The 16,627-nt window shown below is 60.0% G+C and carries 16 protein-coding genes; 4 read left to right on the top strand and 12 right to left on the bottom strand.

Going from position 1 to position 16,627, the window contains the following annotated elements; translation table 11 throughout:
- Positions 1–96: 96 nt before the first annotated feature.
- The 5 genes from TK06_RS20900 to TK06_RS20880 form a co-directional block, all read right to left on the bottom strand.
- Entirely contained in the window at positions 97–1,020 is a 924-nt protein-coding gene (locus tag TK06_RS20900; protein ID WP_063323630.1) for a Kiwa anti-phage protein KwaB-like domain-containing protein, read from the bottom strand.
- A 2-nt stretch (positions 1,021–1,022) separates the two neighbouring features.
- Positions 1,023–1,601 (bottom strand): hypothetical protein, encoded by a 579-nt coding sequence (locus TK06_RS20895; protein ID WP_063323629.1) that lies wholly within the window; start codon positions 1,599–1,601, stop codon positions 1,023–1,025.
- Positions 1,602–1,974: 373 nt separating this feature from the next.
- Positions 1,975–2,748: a MetQ/NlpA family ABC transporter substrate-binding protein gene (locus TK06_RS20890; protein WP_063323628.1), complete on the bottom strand. Its 774-nt coding sequence runs from the start codon at positions 2,746–2,748 to the stop codon at positions 1,975–1,977.
- A gap of 79 nt (positions 2,749–2,827) precedes the next feature.
- On the bottom strand, positions 2,828–3,502 hold the full coding sequence (locus TK06_RS20885; RefSeq protein ID WP_003196204.1) for a methionine ABC transporter permease: 675 nt from the start codon (positions 3,500–3,502) through the stop codon (positions 2,828–2,830).
- A complete protein-coding gene (locus TK06_RS20880) occupies positions 3,502–4,509 on the bottom strand; it encodes a methionine ABC transporter ATP-binding protein (protein ID WP_063323627.1) in 1,008 nt (335 codons plus the stop codon). The genes TK06_RS20885 and TK06_RS20880 overlap by 1 nt, the downstream gene beginning before the upstream one ends.
- A 264-nt stretch (positions 4,510–4,773) precedes the next feature.
- Here TK06_RS20880 and katE point away from each other — a divergent pair, with 264 nt between their 5' ends.
- Entirely contained in the window at positions 4,774–6,912 is a 2,139-nt protein-coding gene (gene katE, locus TK06_RS20875) for a catalase HPII (RefSeq protein WP_063323626.1), read from the top strand.
- A 101-nt stretch (positions 6,913–7,013) separates the two neighbouring features.
- Here the strand turns inward: katE and TK06_RS20870 are convergent, their stop codons facing one another.
- The 4 genes from TK06_RS20870 to zur are packed head-to-tail and all read right to left on the bottom strand — an operon-like array spanning position 7,014 to position 9,810.
- Positions 7,014–7,727: a PA5502 family lipoprotein gene (locus tag TK06_RS20870; protein WP_063323625.1), complete on the bottom strand. Its 714-nt coding sequence runs from the start codon at positions 7,725–7,727 to the stop codon at positions 7,014–7,016.
- A gap of 37 nt (positions 7,728–7,764) precedes the next feature.
- Entirely contained in the window at positions 7,765–8,553 is a 789-nt protein-coding gene (znuB, locus tag TK06_RS20865) for a zinc ABC transporter permease subunit ZnuB (RefSeq protein WP_003196213.1), read from the bottom strand.
- A complete protein-coding gene (gene znuC / locus TK06_RS20860) occupies positions 8,546–9,328 on the bottom strand; it encodes a zinc ABC transporter ATP-binding protein ZnuC (protein ID WP_063323624.1) in 783 nt (260 codons plus the stop codon). The genes znuB and znuC overlap by 8 nt, the downstream gene beginning before the upstream one ends.
- Positions 9,328–9,810, bottom strand: a complete 483-nt coding sequence (gene zur, locus TK06_RS20855) for a zinc uptake transcriptional repressor Zur (protein WP_063323623.1) — start codon at positions 9,808–9,810, stop codon at positions 9,328–9,330. The genes znuC and zur overlap by 1 nt, the downstream gene beginning before the upstream one ends.
- A gap of 66 nt (positions 9,811–9,876) precedes the next feature.
- Between zur and znuA the strand changes: the two genes are divergently transcribed.
- Positions 9,877–10,806 carry a zinc ABC transporter substrate-binding protein ZnuA gene (gene znuA / locus TK06_RS20850; RefSeq protein ID WP_063323622.1) on the top strand — a complete coding sequence of 310 codons (930 nt, stop codon included), beginning with the start codon at positions 9,877–9,879 and terminating at the stop codon, positions 10,804–10,806.
- Positions 10,807–10,971: 165 nt separating this feature from the next.
- Here the strand turns inward: znuA and TK06_RS20845 are convergent, their stop codons facing one another.
- Together TK06_RS20845 and TK06_RS20840 are read right to left on the bottom strand one after the other, a co-directional pair.
- Positions 10,972–11,922: a homoserine kinase gene (locus tag TK06_RS20845; RefSeq protein WP_063323621.1), complete on the bottom strand. Its 951-nt coding sequence runs from the start codon at positions 11,920–11,922 to the stop codon at positions 10,972–10,974.
- Between the two features lie 59 nt (positions 11,923–11,981).
- Complete coding sequence (locus tag TK06_RS20840; RefSeq protein ID WP_063323620.1) at positions 11,982–12,269, bottom strand: DUF2782 domain-containing protein; 288 nt, start codon at positions 12,267–12,269, stop codon at positions 11,982–11,984.
- A 74-nt stretch (positions 12,270–12,343) separates the two neighbouring features.
- Here TK06_RS20840 and polA point away from each other — a divergent pair, with 74 nt between their 5' ends.
- The gene (gene polA, locus TK06_RS20835; protein WP_063323619.1) at positions 12,344–15,112 is read left to right on the top strand and encodes a DNA polymerase I; all 2,769 of its coding nucleotides are present in this window, start codon (positions 12,344–12,346) and stop codon (positions 15,110–15,112) included.
- A gap of 374 nt (positions 15,113–15,486) precedes the next feature.
- On the opposite strand, the gene yihA is transcribed toward polA, so the two are convergent.
- On the bottom strand, positions 15,487–16,128 hold the full coding sequence (yihA, locus tag TK06_RS20830) for a ribosome biogenesis GTP-binding protein YihA/YsxC (protein WP_003196227.1): 642 nt from the start codon (positions 16,126–16,128) through the stop codon (positions 15,487–15,489).
- Positions 16,129–16,319: 191 nt separating this feature from the next.
- On the opposite strand from yihA, the gene TK06_RS20825 reads away from it, so the two are divergent.
- Entirely contained in the window at positions 16,320–16,610 is a 291-nt protein-coding gene (locus tag TK06_RS20825; protein WP_003196231.1) for a c-type cytochrome, read from the top strand.
- Positions 16,611–16,627 lie beyond the last annotated feature (17 nt).

The raw sequence follows: 16,627 nt of genomic DNA, 5'->3' as shown, positions 1-16,627 counted from the left end.
TCCTTTTTTCCAAGGGAGAAAGTAGATTGATTTATTTGATATAAAATAATTCGGTTCTGCTCCATTCCTGCTCCATTCCTGCTCTGTGGCTCAGCACTAACCAACCGGGCTAGCTGAAGCTACGTCGAAATCGTTGTTGGTCAGTTCGGAGTGTAGGCGATGATTTAGAAGTACCTGAATGATTACACGTGCGGTTTCAGCGGTAGGGACAATTTTCCCGTCGGCATCAAAATTGATGTTCCACTGACGCTCTTGGTTTACTTGGCGTAACCTTTCCATGAATCCGGGGTTCTCATAATGCGCTCGCTCCTGCACCACCGCCATACGCCGCAGGTGAGTGGTGTTACTACCGACAAATTCAATCAATACGGCCATATCCGCAAACGCACCTTGAAAGCCTGCGTCAGCCTGCAGTTCTGTGAACGAAGACACGTAGGTCTGCTTGTAGTCTAATATGGATTCAAAATTGGACTTGCCAAGTACTAAGACATCGTCATTAATGACGAAAAAGTCAAACCGTTTTGGAATACTGAACGCCTGCTCACCGGCGAGATCAAGCTCATTTCTTTCAAAAACTAGATTCAAAAGGCTGGAACGCTTTTTTACTTTCCAGTCTGACGTCAGCTTGCAGACGCAGTGGAGTGTGTCGTCACCCAAAGTCATGCGAACCAAGTAGCCTGCGCTGCCTTCAAGTCCTGAGACATTCTCGATCAGGTGTTCTTCTGGAGGGCGGCTTACCAAATCTTGCAGCACCGGGAAAACGGTTTCATCGGACTCCAGATAGAGGCAAGAGTTGTCGTTAACGGAAGCGAGTAATCCGTAGTCTTCGGCCTCAGTGCATCGCTCGATCCATCTGGCAGCAAGGTTTCTTAACTCTGTCGCGAGTTCAGGCGTCGTGACCACAGCGGACGCTCGAAAGCGCGATTGCTTGCTATTGCTTTTTCTGAACGTCCAAACGCTCAGTTCCGCGTTGGTTACATCAAACCCATGAAGCTTCGCCAAAGCCTGCGGTGCTGTCATTGCTAACTCCTTTTTGCGAGCACATAAATTCCCTGAATTACGCAGAATTTTAGCGTATCGCCAGGGTGTACCTTTGTCTTAGCCAATGCGATCACATCGCGGGTGTTCCCAGCTGTTGTCACTTTCAGTTCGTGAAGCTGCCAACCGATCGCCAGCAGCAGTGGGTTCATTAGAATTTGCCCAGACCGATAAGTAATCAGGAACATCCACGTCAGGAAGATGAGAAAACCGTAAAACTTGCCGTTGCTTGCCAGGTCGAGCCCCATGAAGGAGACAACATATGGAAACACGTAGTTAATGAGGTCGTTGGGAACTGTTTTAGAGTCTTTGACGGTGAGTTGGTGGTCGGCCGGCATGCTTTTGAGCACCCAAGTAAAGAGCCCAAGGCTAAGCAGACAGATGATGAACAATCCGAGCGAGCGACCACCGTTCATGAGGATAGGTAGAGTACAGCGCTGGAGCGACCAGCAGATTGGCTGCTTCCAGCTGGCTTCGGAGACATCCTGAAGAAGCAAAATCACACTCAAGGGAAAGTAAGAACCCAAGAACAGGAAAACCGCCGGGATAATTTTGACCTTCATCGCGTCCCTCGATGTGTCATAAATATCAAAAAATATAATGGCACTATGCCAACGATTTGGGGGCATGGGAAGCGAAGGTTTTCCAAGAATCGTATAGGAAAAGAGTTATTCCAGGATTTTGACGATCGGTGATTTTATTATGCACGCCGTCAATGAGGTTACTGAGACGTTTCAGCTTAGGGCCGATGACCCCGGCTATTCTGCAGCTAGGTGTATTGCTGATCAGGTCGAATAAATATGGACGACTGTACGCTAGATTTAGAGCAAGCCTGGTCGACGACGAAGATCGTAGCGGCTTTAATGGATAGAAGACATCGCAAAAAAAACGGGCCTGCATTCCTACGCAGCCCCGTTTTTTCACCACCTAATCACCTCAAAACGCCGGCAAAACCGCGCCTTTGTACTTCTCAAGAATAAAAGCCTTCACTTCCGGCGTGTGCAGCGCCGCAACCAGCTTCTTCATCGCCTCACTGTCCTTGTCATCCTCACGAGCCACCAGGATGTTCACATACGGCGAGTCGCTACCTTCGATAACCAGTGCATCCTTGGAAGGATCAAGCTTGGCTTCCAACGCATAGTTGGTATTGATCAACGCCAGGTCCACCTGGGTCAGCACCCGCGGAATGGTCGCCGCTTCCAGCTCACGGAATTTGAGATCCTTCGGGTTCTCAACGATGTCCTTGGTGGTCGACAGGATGTTGTTCGAATCCTTCAACTTGATCACCCCAGCCTTCGCCAGCAGCAACAGCGCACGGCCGCCGTTGGTGGCGTCGTTCGGGATCACCACGTTGGCGCCGCCCGGCAGTTCTGTAAGTGCCTTGTACTTGCTGGAGTACGCGCCCAGGGGTTCCAGGTGCACACCGGCCACGCTCACTAGGTGGGTGCCCTTGGCCTTGTTGAATTCATCCAGGTACGGCTGGTGCTGGAAGAAGTTGGCGTCCAGGCGCTTTTCCGCAACTTGTACGTTCGGCTGGATGTAGTCGGTGAAGACTTTGACCTTCAGATCGACGCCTTCTTTGGCCAGGGCTGGTTTGACGAATTCGAGGATTTCCGCGTGCGGGACCGGCGTTGCGGCGACGGTCAGGGTGTCGGCAGCGTGGGCGGAAAACGCTGCGGCTGCAGCGAAGGCAACCAGTAGTTTCTTCATTCAGCTAACTCCTTTTGAGGCGCCTGCTCTTGGCGCCTGCCAGCGAATGGCCGGCTCATGGTTTATTGGCCGCGAGGCCTTATTTTCTAGAAAAATGTACAACCAGTTTGTCGCCCACGGTTTGCAGGACTTGGACCAGCACCAGCAGCAACACCACCGTGACCACCATGACGTCGGTCTGGAAACGCTGGTAGCCGAAGCGGATCGCCAGGTCGCCCAAACCACCGGCACCGACCACACCGGCCATGGCCGTGTAGGACACCAGCGTAATCGCTGTCACCGTAATCGCGGCAAAAATGCCTGGACGGGCTTCCGGCAGCAAGGCATTGACGATGATCTGCCGCGTGGTGGCGCCCATGGCCTGGGTCGCTTCGATGATGCCGCGGTCGACTTCGCGCAGGGCCGTTTCCACCAAGCGGGCGAAGAACGGTGTGGCGCCGACCACCAGTGGTGGGATCGCGCCGGCCACGCCCAGGGAGGTGCCGGTGATCAATACCGTGAACGGGATCATCACGATCAACAGGATGATGAACGGCAGCGAACGCAGGATGTTCACGATCAGCGACAGCAGCGCATACACGCCGCGGGCTTCGAGCAACTGGCGCGGGCTGCAGAGGAATAGCAACACGCCCAGGGGCAGGCCGAGCAGCACGGTGAACAGCAGCGAACCGAACAGCATCAGGAAGGTGTCGCCGGTGGCCAGCCAGATTTCCAGCCAGTCGATGTTGGAGAAGAACGAACTCAACAGTTCCATTAGCGCAGCACCTCCATGTGGACATCGGCCGCGGTGAAGCGGGCGAACGCCGCCTCCATGTCACCGCCGGTGATGGCGAGGGTCAGTTGCCCGTAGGGGGTGTCTTTGATGCGGTCGATACGACCGGCCAGGATGCTGTAGTCCACGCCGGTTTCCCGGGCGACGGTGCCGAGCAAAGGCGCGTAGGTCGCGTCGCCCTGGAACGTCAGACGCACGATGCGCCCGGGCACGTGGGCGAAGTCGTCGCGCTGTTCGCTTTCGTCGATCTGCTCGTCTTCCTGGACGAAACGCTTGGTGGTCGGGTGCTTGGGGTGCAGGAACACCTCGGCCACCGGGCCTTGCTCGACGATCACGCCGGCATCCATCACCGCCACTTGATCGCAAACCCGGCGGATCACGTCCATTTCATGGGTAATCAGCACGATGGTCAGTTTCAGCTCGCGGTTGATTTCCGCCAGCAGTTGCAGCACCGAGGCGGTGGTCTGCGGGTCGAGGGCGCTGGTGGCCTCGTCGCACAGCAAGATCTTGGGTTTGGTCGCCAGGGCGCGGGCGATGCCGACGCGCTGTTTCTGGCCGCCGGACAGTTGCGCCGGGTATTTCCTGGCGTGGTCGGACAGGCCCACCCGCGCCAGCAACTCGGCGACGCGCTGGTCGATTTCGCTGCGGGACAATTCGCCGGCCAGCGTCAGTGGCAGCGCCACGTTGTCGGCCACGGTCTTGGACGCCAGCAGGTTGAAGTGCTGGAAAATCATCCCGACTTGCTGGCGGAAGCGGCGCAGGCCGCTGGCGTCCAGGGCGGTGACTTCCTCGCCGTCGACGATGATCTTGCCGCCAGTGGAGTCTTCCAGGCGATTGATCAGGCGCAGCAAGGTACTTTTTCCCGCACCGGAATGGCCAATCAGGCCGAAGACCTGACCGTTCTCAATCGTCAGACTGGTCGGATGCAGGGCGGGGATATCCCTACCGGCGACTCGGTAGGTTTTATGGACGTCTTGAAACTCGATCACGTAGCGAACCTTGTGGGGCGCGTTGGAAAAGGATCAGCGGTTAGCCGGGCGCGCATTTTAGCCTGTCCGTATAGAGGTTCTTAGCATTTATTTGCGATCAGACCTGTCATTTGGCAATAACGCGATCAAAGGCCATAAAAAAAGGAACACGGCCAAACGGCATCGGTCACTCATTAAGCCACTCGAAATGCCGGGGTCATGCACCTGCGGTATCGAACTCAGATTCCTGGCCCCGGCGAGGAACGCAAAGAGGAGTCATGCCTGATGAGTATCAAAAAGCCCACAGTCAACAAGAGCCAACTGGCCGGGACCGACACGCTGGATCGCGGCAACACCAACGCCAAGCTCGAGAGCCTGGAACAGTTTCGCTCCGACGCTACCGAACAGGCGTTGCGCACCAACCAGGGCGTGAAGATCGCCGATAACCAGAACACCCTGCGCGCCGGCCCCCGCGGACCTTCGCTGCTGGAAGATTTCATCATGCGTGAAAAAATCACGCACTTTGACCATGAACGCATTCCGGAACGCATCGTCCACGCTCGCGGGACCGGCGCCCATGGTTATTTTCAGAGCTACGATGCGCATTCGGCATTGACCAAGGCCGGTTTCCTACAAGACCCGAGCAAGAAAACCCCTGTGTTCGTGCGTTTTTCCACTGTGCAGGGCCCACGCGGCTCCGGCGACACCGTGCGGGACGTGCGCGGCTTCGCGGTGAAGTTCTTCACCGACGAAGGTAACTTCGATCTGGTGGGCAACAACATGCCGGTGTTTTTCATTCAGGACGCGGTGAAGTTTCCGGACTTTGTCCACGCGGTAAAACCCGAGCCCCATAACGAAATTCCTACAGGCGGCTCGGCCCACGACACGTTCTGGGATTTTGTCTCGCTGGTGCCGGAATCGGCTCATATGGTGATCTGGGCGATGTCTGACCGGGCCATTCCAAAAAGCCTACGCACCATGCAGGGTTTTGGGGTGCATACCTTCCGCATGATCAACGCCGAAGGCAAAAGCAGCTTCGTCAAATTCCACTGGCGACCCAAGGCTGGGACGTGTTCTTTGGTGTGGGACGAAGCCCAGAAGTTGGCGGGTAAGGATACCGACTACCACCGTCGCGATCTCTGGGAGTCGATCGAGATGGGCGACTACCCAGAATGGGAATTCGGCGTGCAGATCGTCGCCGAGGAGGACGAGCATAAGTTTGACTTCGACCTGCTCGACCCGACCAAAATCATCCCTGAAGAGCTGGTGCCCATCACGCCCCTGGGCAAGATGGTGCTCAACCGTAACCCGGACAACTTCTTTGCCGAGGTCGAGCAAATCGCCTTCTGCCCTGGGCATATCGTGCCGGGTATCGACTTTTCCAACGACCCGTTGCTGCAAGGTCGGCTGTTTTCCTACACCGATACGCAGATCAGCCGACTCGGTGGGCCGAATTTTCATGAGCTGCCGATCAACCGGGCGATCACCCCGGTACACAACGGCCAACGGGATGCGATGCACCGCACCACCATCGACAAGGGGCGCGCGTCCTACGAGCCGAACTCCATCGACGGTGGCTGGCCGAAGGAAACCCCGCCTGGCCCGGAAGACGGTGGCTTCGAGAGTTATCCGGAGCGCATCGATGCCTACAAGATCCGCCAACGCAGCGATTCGTTCGCCGACCATTTCTCCCAGGCGCGGCTGTTCTACAGAAGCATGAGCGCCCATGAAAAAGAGCACATCATCGCGGCCTACAGTTTCGAGCTGGGCAAGGTGGAGCGTGAGTTCATCCGGGCGCGGCAGGTCAATGAGATCCTCGCCAATATCGATCTGGAACTGGCCGGGCGAGTGGCGAAGAACCTCGGGTTGCCGGCGCCTACCGCGGGCACCGTCGATGTGCCAACGCCGTCGCTGGAGCAGTCTCCGGCCTTGAGCCAGGCGAACCTGCTGTCTGGGGACATCAAGACGCGAAAAGTGGCGGTGCTGGTGGCTAACGGTGTCGATGGAGCGATCATCGATGCCCTCAAGAAGGCGCTGAAGGCCGAGGGCGCCCACGCCAAAGTGCTGGGGCCGACTTCCGCACCAGTGACCACGGCCGATGGGAAAACGCTGGCGGTGGATGCGTCCATGGAGGGGTTGCCGTCGATTGCCTTTGACGCGGTGTTCGTGCCGGGTGGGGCGGAGTCGATCAAGGCTTTGAGTCGCGACGGCGTGGCGTTGCATTACGTGCTGGAGGCCTACAAGCATCTGAAAGCCATTGGGCTTCATGGTGAGGCCCGGCAGTTGTTGGTGGAGTTGAAGCTGGAGGTGGATGCGGGGTTGATCGAAGATGCGGATACGAGCGGTTTTTCGCGGTTTTTCGCGGCGATTGCTCAGCATCGGGTTTGGGCGCGGGAGGCTAAGGCTAAGGCGGTTCCAGCCTAAAGAGATTTGCTGTCTGGTAGGGCGCTATCGCGAGCAAGCTCGCTCCACATGGGGTCCCTGTGGGAGCGAGCTTGCTCCGGGCGGCGTTCCGACGATGCTTTTTAGGGCTTATGCGGTGTCAGCACCATCTGCGCCGGCACACTGCGCAAAATCTGCTTTTGCAGCTTCAAATCAAACCCCGGGTCCAGTTTCTTGACCCGCTTGGTCAGCAACGTCGCCAACCACGGATAATCATCGGTGCGCGGCGCCTGGATGGTGACGTCACACTGATAATTCACCACGTCGGCGGCGATGGCATCCAGTTGCCGACGCATTTGCTGTATATCGGCTAGGTTGAGCGCAACTGTGGTACGGGGGGCGCTCGGGTCGATCACTTTGGCGACCGGTTTGGCTTCGGCGGCCTTGAGGTCGGCCTCGGCTTTATCCAGGTCGGCCTTGCGGGCTTCGGCAATGGCGCTGTTGACCTCGCCAGTGAGCGCTGGGGCCTTGGGCATCAAGGCTCGGGCACGGCTCAGGGCGGTGGCGGCGGCGTTGACATCGCCTTTTTGCAGATCGATTTGGCTGCGGCGCAAATACGCCTCGGCCAGTTGCCGCTGATAGGGTTCCAGCGACCGGTCTTCGGGTGACTGGGCTTGCAAGGCGGCCAACTGGTCTTCGGCGGTGGCCAGCTCATTGCTGGCAAGGCTTTGCTCGAGCTGCGCGATGGCCGGGCCCCGGGTATCGGGAGCCTCGGTGACCGGCGGCGTACTCTGGCACGCGCCCAGCAGCAGGGAAAACGCGACAAGGAGCAGATAACGGGAGGCGAACGGCTTCATTCCTGCGACTCTCTATTTGCGCAAAAAGCGAGCAAGTCTACACCCCTCGACGAGGTAGGACAAAACTCAGCAGAAACAGCGCGGCGGCGCTGACCACGATCGATGGGCCGGCCGGAGTGTCCTTGAACCAGGAAAGTGCCAGGCCGCCACACACCGCGAGCATTCCCAGCAGGCTCGCGCCCAGGGCCATTTGCTCGGGTGAGCGGGCGTGACGCTGTGCCGCAGCCGCCGGGATGATCAGCAATGACGTAATCAGCAACACCCCGACGATTTTCATCGCCACCGCGATGACCACCGCAATCAGCAGCATCAGTGCCAGTCGCAACCCCAGCACAGGCAGGCCTTCTACCCGGGCCAGTTCCTCGTGCACGGTGACGGCCAGCAAGGGACGCCAGAGTGCCACCAGCAACAGCAGCACCGCGGCGCTACCGCCGAGGATCCACGACAGGTCCGTCGGACTGATCGCCAACAGGTCGCCGAACAGATAGGCCATCAGGTCAATCCGCACGTCATGCATGAAGCTTAGTACCACCAGCCCGAGGGACAGGGTGCTCGGCGCCAAAATACCCAGCAGCGTGTCGGACGCCAGCGGTTGGCGGTGTTGCAAGGTCACCAGTACCACCGCCAGCAACAGGCAGCCAACGGTCACCGCCACCGCCGGGCTGACGTCCAGCAGAAACCCCAAGGCCACGCCGAGCAACGCCGCGTGGGACAAGGTGTCGCCGAAATAGGCCATGCGCCGCCAGACCACGAACGAACCCAAGGGGCCGGCTACCAGGGCGAGTGCCAAGCCTGCGAGCAGGGCGTACAACAGAAAATCAGCCATGCTTGCAGCCATCTCCATGAACATGATTGGAAGCGGAAGGGGCGCTGACCACCGAGCCATGCAGGTCATGGGCGTGGTCATGGTGATGGTGATAAATCGCCAGGCTTTGTGCGTTTTTTCCGAATAACTCGACGAAAGCCGGATCGCCACTGACTTGCTCGGGATGCCCGGAACAGCATACGTGACGATTGAGGCAGACCACCTGGTCGGTGGTGCTCATCACCAGGTGCAGGTCGTGGGAGACCATCAGCACGCCGCAGCCGTGGCGGTCGCGCAGGCGCGTGATCAGGCTGTACAGCTCGGCCTGCCCCGCCACATCGACGCCTTGCACCGGCTCGTCGAGCACCAGCAGCTCAGGCTCGCGCAGCAGGGCGCGAGCCAGCAATACGCGCTGCATCTCGCCGCCGGAGACGCTTTGCACCGGGCTGTCGATCACCTGTTCGGCGCCCACTTCGTTGAGCGCGGCCAAGGCGCGGGCGCGGTCCACGCCCGGCACCAGGCGCAGGAAGCGCAGCACGGACAGCGGCAGCGTCGGATCGACGTGAAGTTTTTGCGGCATATAGCCGACGCGCAACCTGGGCTTGCGCCAGACGCTGCCGCTGTCGGGCTTGAGCAAGCCCAGCACGGCGCGCACCAGGGTGGTCTTGCCGGCGCCGTTGGGGCCGATCAAGGTCACGATCTGCCCCGGCTCGACGCTCAGGTGGATGTTGTCCAGCACGCTCTGCCCGGCGAACGTCACGGCCACCTGTTCGAGGCGGATCAACGCATTGCTCATCAGGCCCCCTGGCAGCCGGAGCAGAGACCGACCACCTCGACGGTCTGGGTGTCGACCACGAAGCCGACGTCCTTGGCGCTGGCGATGATGGCATCGCTGATGGACTTCTGTTCCAGCTCGATGGCGGCGTGGCATTGCCGGCAGATCAGGAACTGGCCTTGGTGGGCGTGCTCCGGGTGGTTGCAGCCGACGAAGGCGTTCAGCGACGAAATGCGATGCACCAGGCCGTTTTCCAAGAGGAAATCCAGCGCCCGGTAGACCGTCGGCGGTGCGGCGCGGCGGCCGTCCTGCTCGCTGAGCACGGCGAGGATGTCGTAGGCGCCCAGTGGCTTGTGGCTTTGCCAGACCAATTCCAGCACGCGCCGACGCAGGGCGGTCAGGCGCAACCCTTGGCGCGCGCAGATGGCGTCGGCCTCGGACAGCGCGCTATGCACGCAGTGGGAGTGATCGTGGGGACGACTGGCAAGGGGTGTAATAGGCATGGGCAGCGACGAGTTTAGTGAGAGACGTTATTATGTTACCCGTTCTCGCCTCTACGAGTGGTCATCGTGTCCCGATTTTTTTCGCTCTTTGTCGCTTTTGTCGCAAGTTTTCTACTGATTGGCCCGGCCCAGGCCGAGGTCAAGGTGCTCACCAGCATCAAGCCGCTGCAACTGATTGCCGCCGCTGTGCAGGATGGCGTAGCCGTTCCAGAGGTGTTGCTGCCGCCAGGGGCTTCGCCGCATCACTATGCGTTGCGGCCATCGGATGTTCGCAAGGTGCAGTCGGTGGACCTGCTTTATTGGATCGGCCCCGATATGGAAGGCTTTCTCCCGCGGGTGCTCAACGGTCGCACGCTGCCCTCCGTCGCCATCCAGGATTTGCCGGGGCTCAAGTTGCGTCACTTCGCCCAGGACAGCGCGTCCCACGAGGACGATGACCATGACGGCGACGAACACGATCACGACCATCGCCCCGGCACCGTGGATGCCCACTTGTGGCTCTCGCCGCTCAATGCGCGGGTGATCGCCGCCAAAATGGCGGCCGACCTGAGCGCGGCGGATCCGGCCAACGCGGCCCGTTATCAAAGCAACCTCAAGGGCTTCAACCAGCGTCTCGATGCTTTGGACACACGCCTCAAGGCGCGCCTGGCCGGGGTCGCGGGCAAGCCGTATTTCGTCTTCCACGAGGCGTTCGACTATTTCGAAGACAACTACGGCCTCAAGCACGCCGGGGTGTTCGCCGTGGCCGCCGAAGTCCAGCCTGGTGCCCAGCATGTGGCGGCAATGCGCACGCGCTTGCAGGCCGTGGGCAAGACCTGTGTGTTCAGCGAACCGCCCCTGCGCCCGCGCCTGGCCGAAACCCTGGTGGCCGGGTTGCCGGTGAAGCTGGCGGAGCTCGATGCACTGGGCGGCTATACCCCGGCGACGGTGCAGGGATATGAGCAGTTGTTGGAGAAGTTGGGCAATGATCTGGCGGGGTGCCTGGAGTCGCTATAACCCCAGCCCCGCTCTCTCCTGCCAAACATGGGGCCTGTGTGGCGAGGGAGCTTGCTCCCGCTGGGGTGCGCAGCAGCCCCAAGATCTTGCGGTCGCTGCGCAACCGAACGGGAGCAAGCTCCCTCGCCACAAAAGCAGCGTTCGGCGAAGACCTTCCATGGGTACTTACAGGGCGAACGGCAGCAACGCGTGAACCGTCTGCCGCTGCGCCAAGCGCTGCTGGAACTCCATCGGGTCGTGGATCAACACATCCTGCCCGGCAAAGGATTCAGCAGCGATCAATCGCGACAGCCAGAACCGCACGCACGCCACGCGCAGCATGGTCGGCCACAGTTGCGCCTCAGCGGCGGTAAACGGTCGCAGCGTCGCATAGGCGCCCAGCAGCGCTCGCGCCCTGGGTCCATCGAGCACGCCATTGTCGTCCGAGCACCAGTCGTTCAAGGCAATGGCAACGTCATACAGCATTGGCCCCGAGCAGGCGTTGTAGAAGTCGATCAGCCCGGTCAGGTGCGTGCCTTCGAACATCGCGTTGTCGCGGAACAGATCGGCGTGGATGTTGGCGCGCGGCAGCGCCAGGATGCCGACTTTCTGCAACGAGATTTCATCCAGCGCCGCTTCGAGCAGCCGACGCGGCTCGGCGTCGAGGTGCGAGAGCAGCTTGGCGCCCTCCTCCTGCATCCAGTCCAGGCCACGATCGGTCTTGCGCTTGATCATGTTGTCGCGGGTTGCCAGGTGCAGGTGCGCGAGCAGCTCGCCGACCTGGGCGCAGTGCTGGGTGTTGGCCTGCTTGATATGCTTGCCGGCCAGGCGTGGTTGCAGCAGCGCCGGCTTGCCCGCCAGCTCCCGCAACGCCACGCCGTCGGTGGTGCGCAAGGCGTAAGGCACCGGCAGGTCGGCGTCGTGCAGCACGTCCAGCAGTTCGATGAAGAACGGCATTTCCTGCACCGGGCCGCGCTCGACCAGGGTCAGGACGAATTCGCCCTGCTCCAGGCTGATGAAGAAGTTGGTGTTTTCGCTGCCGGCGGCGATCCCCTGGAAATCAAGCAGACGGCCAAGCCCGTAAGGGGCGAGAAAGGTTTCCAGCTCGGGCCGAGCCAGGGGCGTGAACACAGACATGGTTAAAACTGCCAGTACGGGCGCCCTTCAGCGGGCGCCGGTTGAAGTGCAGAGCGGTATTACCACTCAAATATTTTCCAGGACGGAATCAGCATATCCGGCTGATCCGAACGGATGAAGTTTGCATCGCTGCCGTCGGCCCGCACCAGGAAATAAGGCTTGCCGTGCTTGGGCGTGACCTTGATCGCGTACAAAAATCCATTTTGCCGGTACTCCTGAATGGTTTTATCGCCTTCGGTGCGGATGGTGACATCCGGGTCCGCCGAGGGTGCGTCGTCCGCCGCCATGACGGCCAACGGGGTGATTGCAAACAAGCCAGCCAGTAACAGGCGATTTAGTGTACGCATGATAACCTTGTCCCTTTGTCGTCAACGGTCCCGCTATTCTAGCCCCGGACCCGCCGAAAAGGTTGATCCTGCTCATGAGCCAAGCCCCCCTCGTCCTGGTGGACGGTTCTTCTTATCTGTACCGCGCCTTTCACGCGCTGCCACCGCTGACCACGTCCAAAGGCCTGCCGACCGGTGCGGTCAAGGGCGTGCTGAACATGCTCAAGAGCCTGCGCAAGCAGTATCCGGACAGTCCATTTGCCGTCGTATTCGACGCCAAGGGTGGGACGTTTCGCGATGCGTTGTACGCCGAATACAAGGCCAACCGCCCGAGCATGCCCGACGACATGCGTGTGCAGATCGAGCCGCTGCATGCCAGCGTCAAGGCCCTGGGCTTCCCGCTGCTGTGCGTGGACAACGTCGAAGCCGATGACGTGATCGGCACCCTGGCCCGCAGTAGCGCGGCGGCCGACCGTCCGGTGGTGATCTCCACCGGCGACAAAGACATGGCGCAATTGGTCGATGGGCACATTACCTTGGTCAATACCATGACCGGTAGCGCCCTGGACGTGGCTGGCGTGAAGGAGAAGTTTGGCGTCGCTCCCGAGCAGATCATCGATTACCTGGCGTTGATGGGCGATTCGTCCGACAACATCCCGGGCGTTCCGGGTATCGGACCGAAGACCGCTTCCGGCCTGCTGGTGGGCGTCAATGGCGGCCTGACCGAGCTGTATGCGCAACTGGACATCGTCGCCACCTTGCCGATCCGTGGCGCCAAGACCCTGGCCGCCAAGCTCGAAGAGCACAAGGAAATGGCATTGCTTTCCTACGAGTTGGCAACCATCAAGACCGACGTACCGTTGGATGTCGGCCTCGACGACCTGCAAATGGGCCAACCGGATCACGAGAAACTCGCCGAGCTGTACACGTTGTTGGAATTCAAGAGCTGGTTCGAAGAAAACCAGCGGGACGCCAAGCGTGCCGGCCAGGAGATCGTTGAAGTGGCCGAAGAACAGCCCGGCGCGGCCGAGGCCAAGTACGAGGTCATCCTCGATCAGGCGCGCTTCGACGCGTGGCTGGCCAAACTGGACAAAGCGCCGCTGTTTGCCTTCGTCACCGAAACCAACGGCGGCGATGCCCAGCATTCGCAACTCGTCGGCTTGTCGTTCGCCGTGGCCCCTTTCGAGGCAGCCTACATTCCGCTGACCCATTCCTACATGGGTGTGCCGGAGCAACTGGATCGCGACACGGTGCTCAAGGCACTCAAGCCGCTGCTGGAAAACCCGAACAAGCTCAAGGTCGGCCAGCACGCCAAGTTCGAAACCAACATCCTGGCCAACTGCGCCATCGATGGCGATCAGAACAACGGCATCCTGGTCCAGGGCATCGCCTTCGACACCATGCTCGAATCCTACGTGCTGGACTCCACCGCGACCCGCCACGACATGGACAGCCTGGCGCTCAAGTACCTGGGCCAGAGCAAGACCGATTTCCAGGACATCGCGGGCAAAGGGGTCAAGCAACTGACCTTCGACCAGATCTCCCTGGAACTGGCCGGCCCTTACGCCGCCGAAGACGCCGACGTGACCTTCCGCCTGCACCAGTCCCTGCAGGAAAAACTGGCGGCCACGCCAAGCCTGGGCACCGTGCTCAACGACATCGAGATGCCGCTGATGCCGGTCCTGGCGCGCATCGAGCGCCAGGGGGCGTTGGTCGATGCCAACCTGCTGGGCGTGCAAAGTGTCGAGTTGGGCGAGAAACTGGTGGCGCTGGAGCGTGAGGCGTTTGCCATCGCCGGCGAGGAGTTCAACCTGGGCTCACCGAAGCAATTGGGTGTGATCCTGTACGAAAAACTTGGCTTGCCGGTGCTCAGCAAAACCGCCAAGGGCCAGGCGTCCACCGCCGAAGCGGTGCTCGCCGAGCTGGCGGAGCAGGATTACCCGCTGCCCAAGGTGCTGATGCAGTACCGCTCGCTGAGCAAGCTCAAGAGCACCTACACCGATCGCCTGCCGGAACAGATCAACAGCCGCACTGGCCGTGTCCATACCAATTATCAACAGGCCGTCGCTGCGACCGGGCGCCTGTCATCCATCGACCCGAACCTGCAGAACATCCCGATTCGCACGGCCGAAGGTCGACGCATTCGCCAGGCCTTCATCGCGCCGAAAGGTTACAAGCTGCTGGCGGCGGACTACTCGCAGATCGAACTGCGAATCATGGCGCACCTGGCCAAGGACGAAGGGTTGCTTCATGCGTTTCGCCATAACCTGGATGTGCACCGGGCCACCGCTGCCGAGGTTTTCGGCGTCGAGCTGGAGGCCGTCACCCAGGACCAGCGCCGCAGCGCCAAGGCGATCAACTTCGGCTTGATCTACGGCATGAGTGCGTTCGGCCTGGCCAAGCAGATCGGCGTCGATCGCAAGCAGTCCCAGGCTTATATCGACCGCTACTTCGCCCGCTACCCAGGTGTGCTGGCGTACATGGAGCGCACCCGCGCCCAAGCGGCCGAGCAAGGTTTTGTCGAAACCATTTTCGGTCGCCGGTTGTACCTGCCGGACATCAACGCGAAAAACCCGGCCCTGCGCAAAGGCGCCGAGCGCACGGCCATCAACGCGCCGATGCAGGGCACGGCGGCTGACATCATCAAGAAAGCCATGGTCGCCGTGGATCGCTGGCTGACAGCGTCCGGGCTGGATGCGAAGGTCATCCTGCAGGTACACGACGAATTGGTGCTGGAGGTGCGTGAAGACCTGGTCGACCAGGTGCGCGAGGAAATTCGCCAGCACATGAGCGCCGCCGCCACGCTGGACGTGCCGCTGCTGGTGGAAGTGGGCGTGGGCAATAACTGGGATGAGGCGCATTGAGTCGTAGGCTCTGAAGCTGGCGCAGGTCCCGTGGCGAGGGAGCTTGCTCCCGCTGGGTGGCGCAGCCGCCCCAAACATTTTGTGAGCGCTTCGCACTCAAGCGGGAGCAAGCTCCCTCGCCACATAGGCTCACTGAAACCCCGGGACGATGTCTTTAGTTCGGAAAATTCCTAAGGCTATTTCCAAAAATAATCTGAACTAAACCCGTCAAATGCCACTCAGAGATTCTGAATGGCTGGTGAAGCCCTTCAATGCTCCTATGTTGTGTTAAGTGTTGGCAGATATCTGGACCCCGCCCTAGCGGTCCGGAACTTGGACCCCGAACTTCCCCCTCCCCATAAGAAGTCCGGGGTTTTTTTTGCCTGCGATCCGGCTTATTCGGCCTCTTCGCTGCCCTTGTCCGCCAATTCCATCCAGTCGGCCAGCACCGTGTAGGCTTCTTCCAGGCCCATGCGCTTGGGCGCCGAGAACAGCTGGATAGTGATCGCGTCACCCCAGCCTTTGCGAATTTCCGACTGCACTTTGAGCAGGGTATTTTTGGCCGCGCCGTAGGTGAGCTTGTCGGCCTTGGTCAACAGGATGTGCATCGGCATGCCACTGGCGACCGCCCAATCGAGCATCAACAGGTCGAAGTCGGTCATCGGATGGCGAATGTCCATCATCAGGATCAGGCCTTTCAAACTCTCGCGGCTGCCCAAATACGCTTCCAAGTGGCGCTGCCAGTGTTGCTTGAGCGGGATCGGTACCTTGGCGTAGCCGTAGCCGGGCAGGTCGACCAAACGCCGTTCATCGTCTAGCTTGAAGAAGTTCAAGAGCTGCGTGCGACCCGGGGTTTTCGAGGTGCGCGCCAGGCTCGCGTGGGTCAAGGTGTTCAGCGCGCTGGATTTGCCGGCATTGGAACGCCCGGCAAAAGCCACTTCGAAGCCTTCGTCGTCTGGGCATTGATCGACTTTGGCGGCGCTGAGCATGAAGGTGGACTGTTGGCACAGGCCGAGGATGGGGTTCTTCAGTTGCATGGGATTTCCGATGTGGGCGGCGTCGGGAATGGACGCGGCAAGCTGTGTCGTTTCCGTTTCAGTGACGCCAGTATATAATGCCGCAGATTTTGTGTGCGCTTTGTCCCAGCGTAGGATGAAGCTCACGGGAGCGACCGACCGAAATTGCGCGTTAGAACGCAGCTCGTTCCCAACCCTGAAAAGGTCGTTTTATGACGAAATGGCTGCTAGCTGCCGGTGTCTTGATGCCGCTTTACAGCGCTCAGGCTACACAGGATCCGGAAGCTGTGTACAACCGTGTTTGTGGTGCCTGTCATTCCGGCCAACTCCCCATGGCGCCCCGCAAGGGCGATCAGGAAGCTTGGACGCCGAGGTTGGCGAAAGGTATGGAGACGCTGGTGCAACACGTGACCCAGGGTTTCAAGGCGATGCCGCCGCGTGGTTTGTGCATGGACTGCAGTGCCGAGGATTACCGAGCCATCATCCAGTGGATGAGCGAGTGAACCCGGTCCATAACTCT

The sequence above is a fragment of the Pseudomonas fluorescens genome (assembly GCF_001623525.1).
GTDB lineage: Bacteria > Pseudomonadota > Gammaproteobacteria > Pseudomonadales > Pseudomonadaceae > Aquipseudomonas > Aquipseudomonas fluorescens_Q.
Note: the sequence above shows the minus strand (reverse complement) of the source record. Positions and strands in the feature narration are given on the sequence as shown.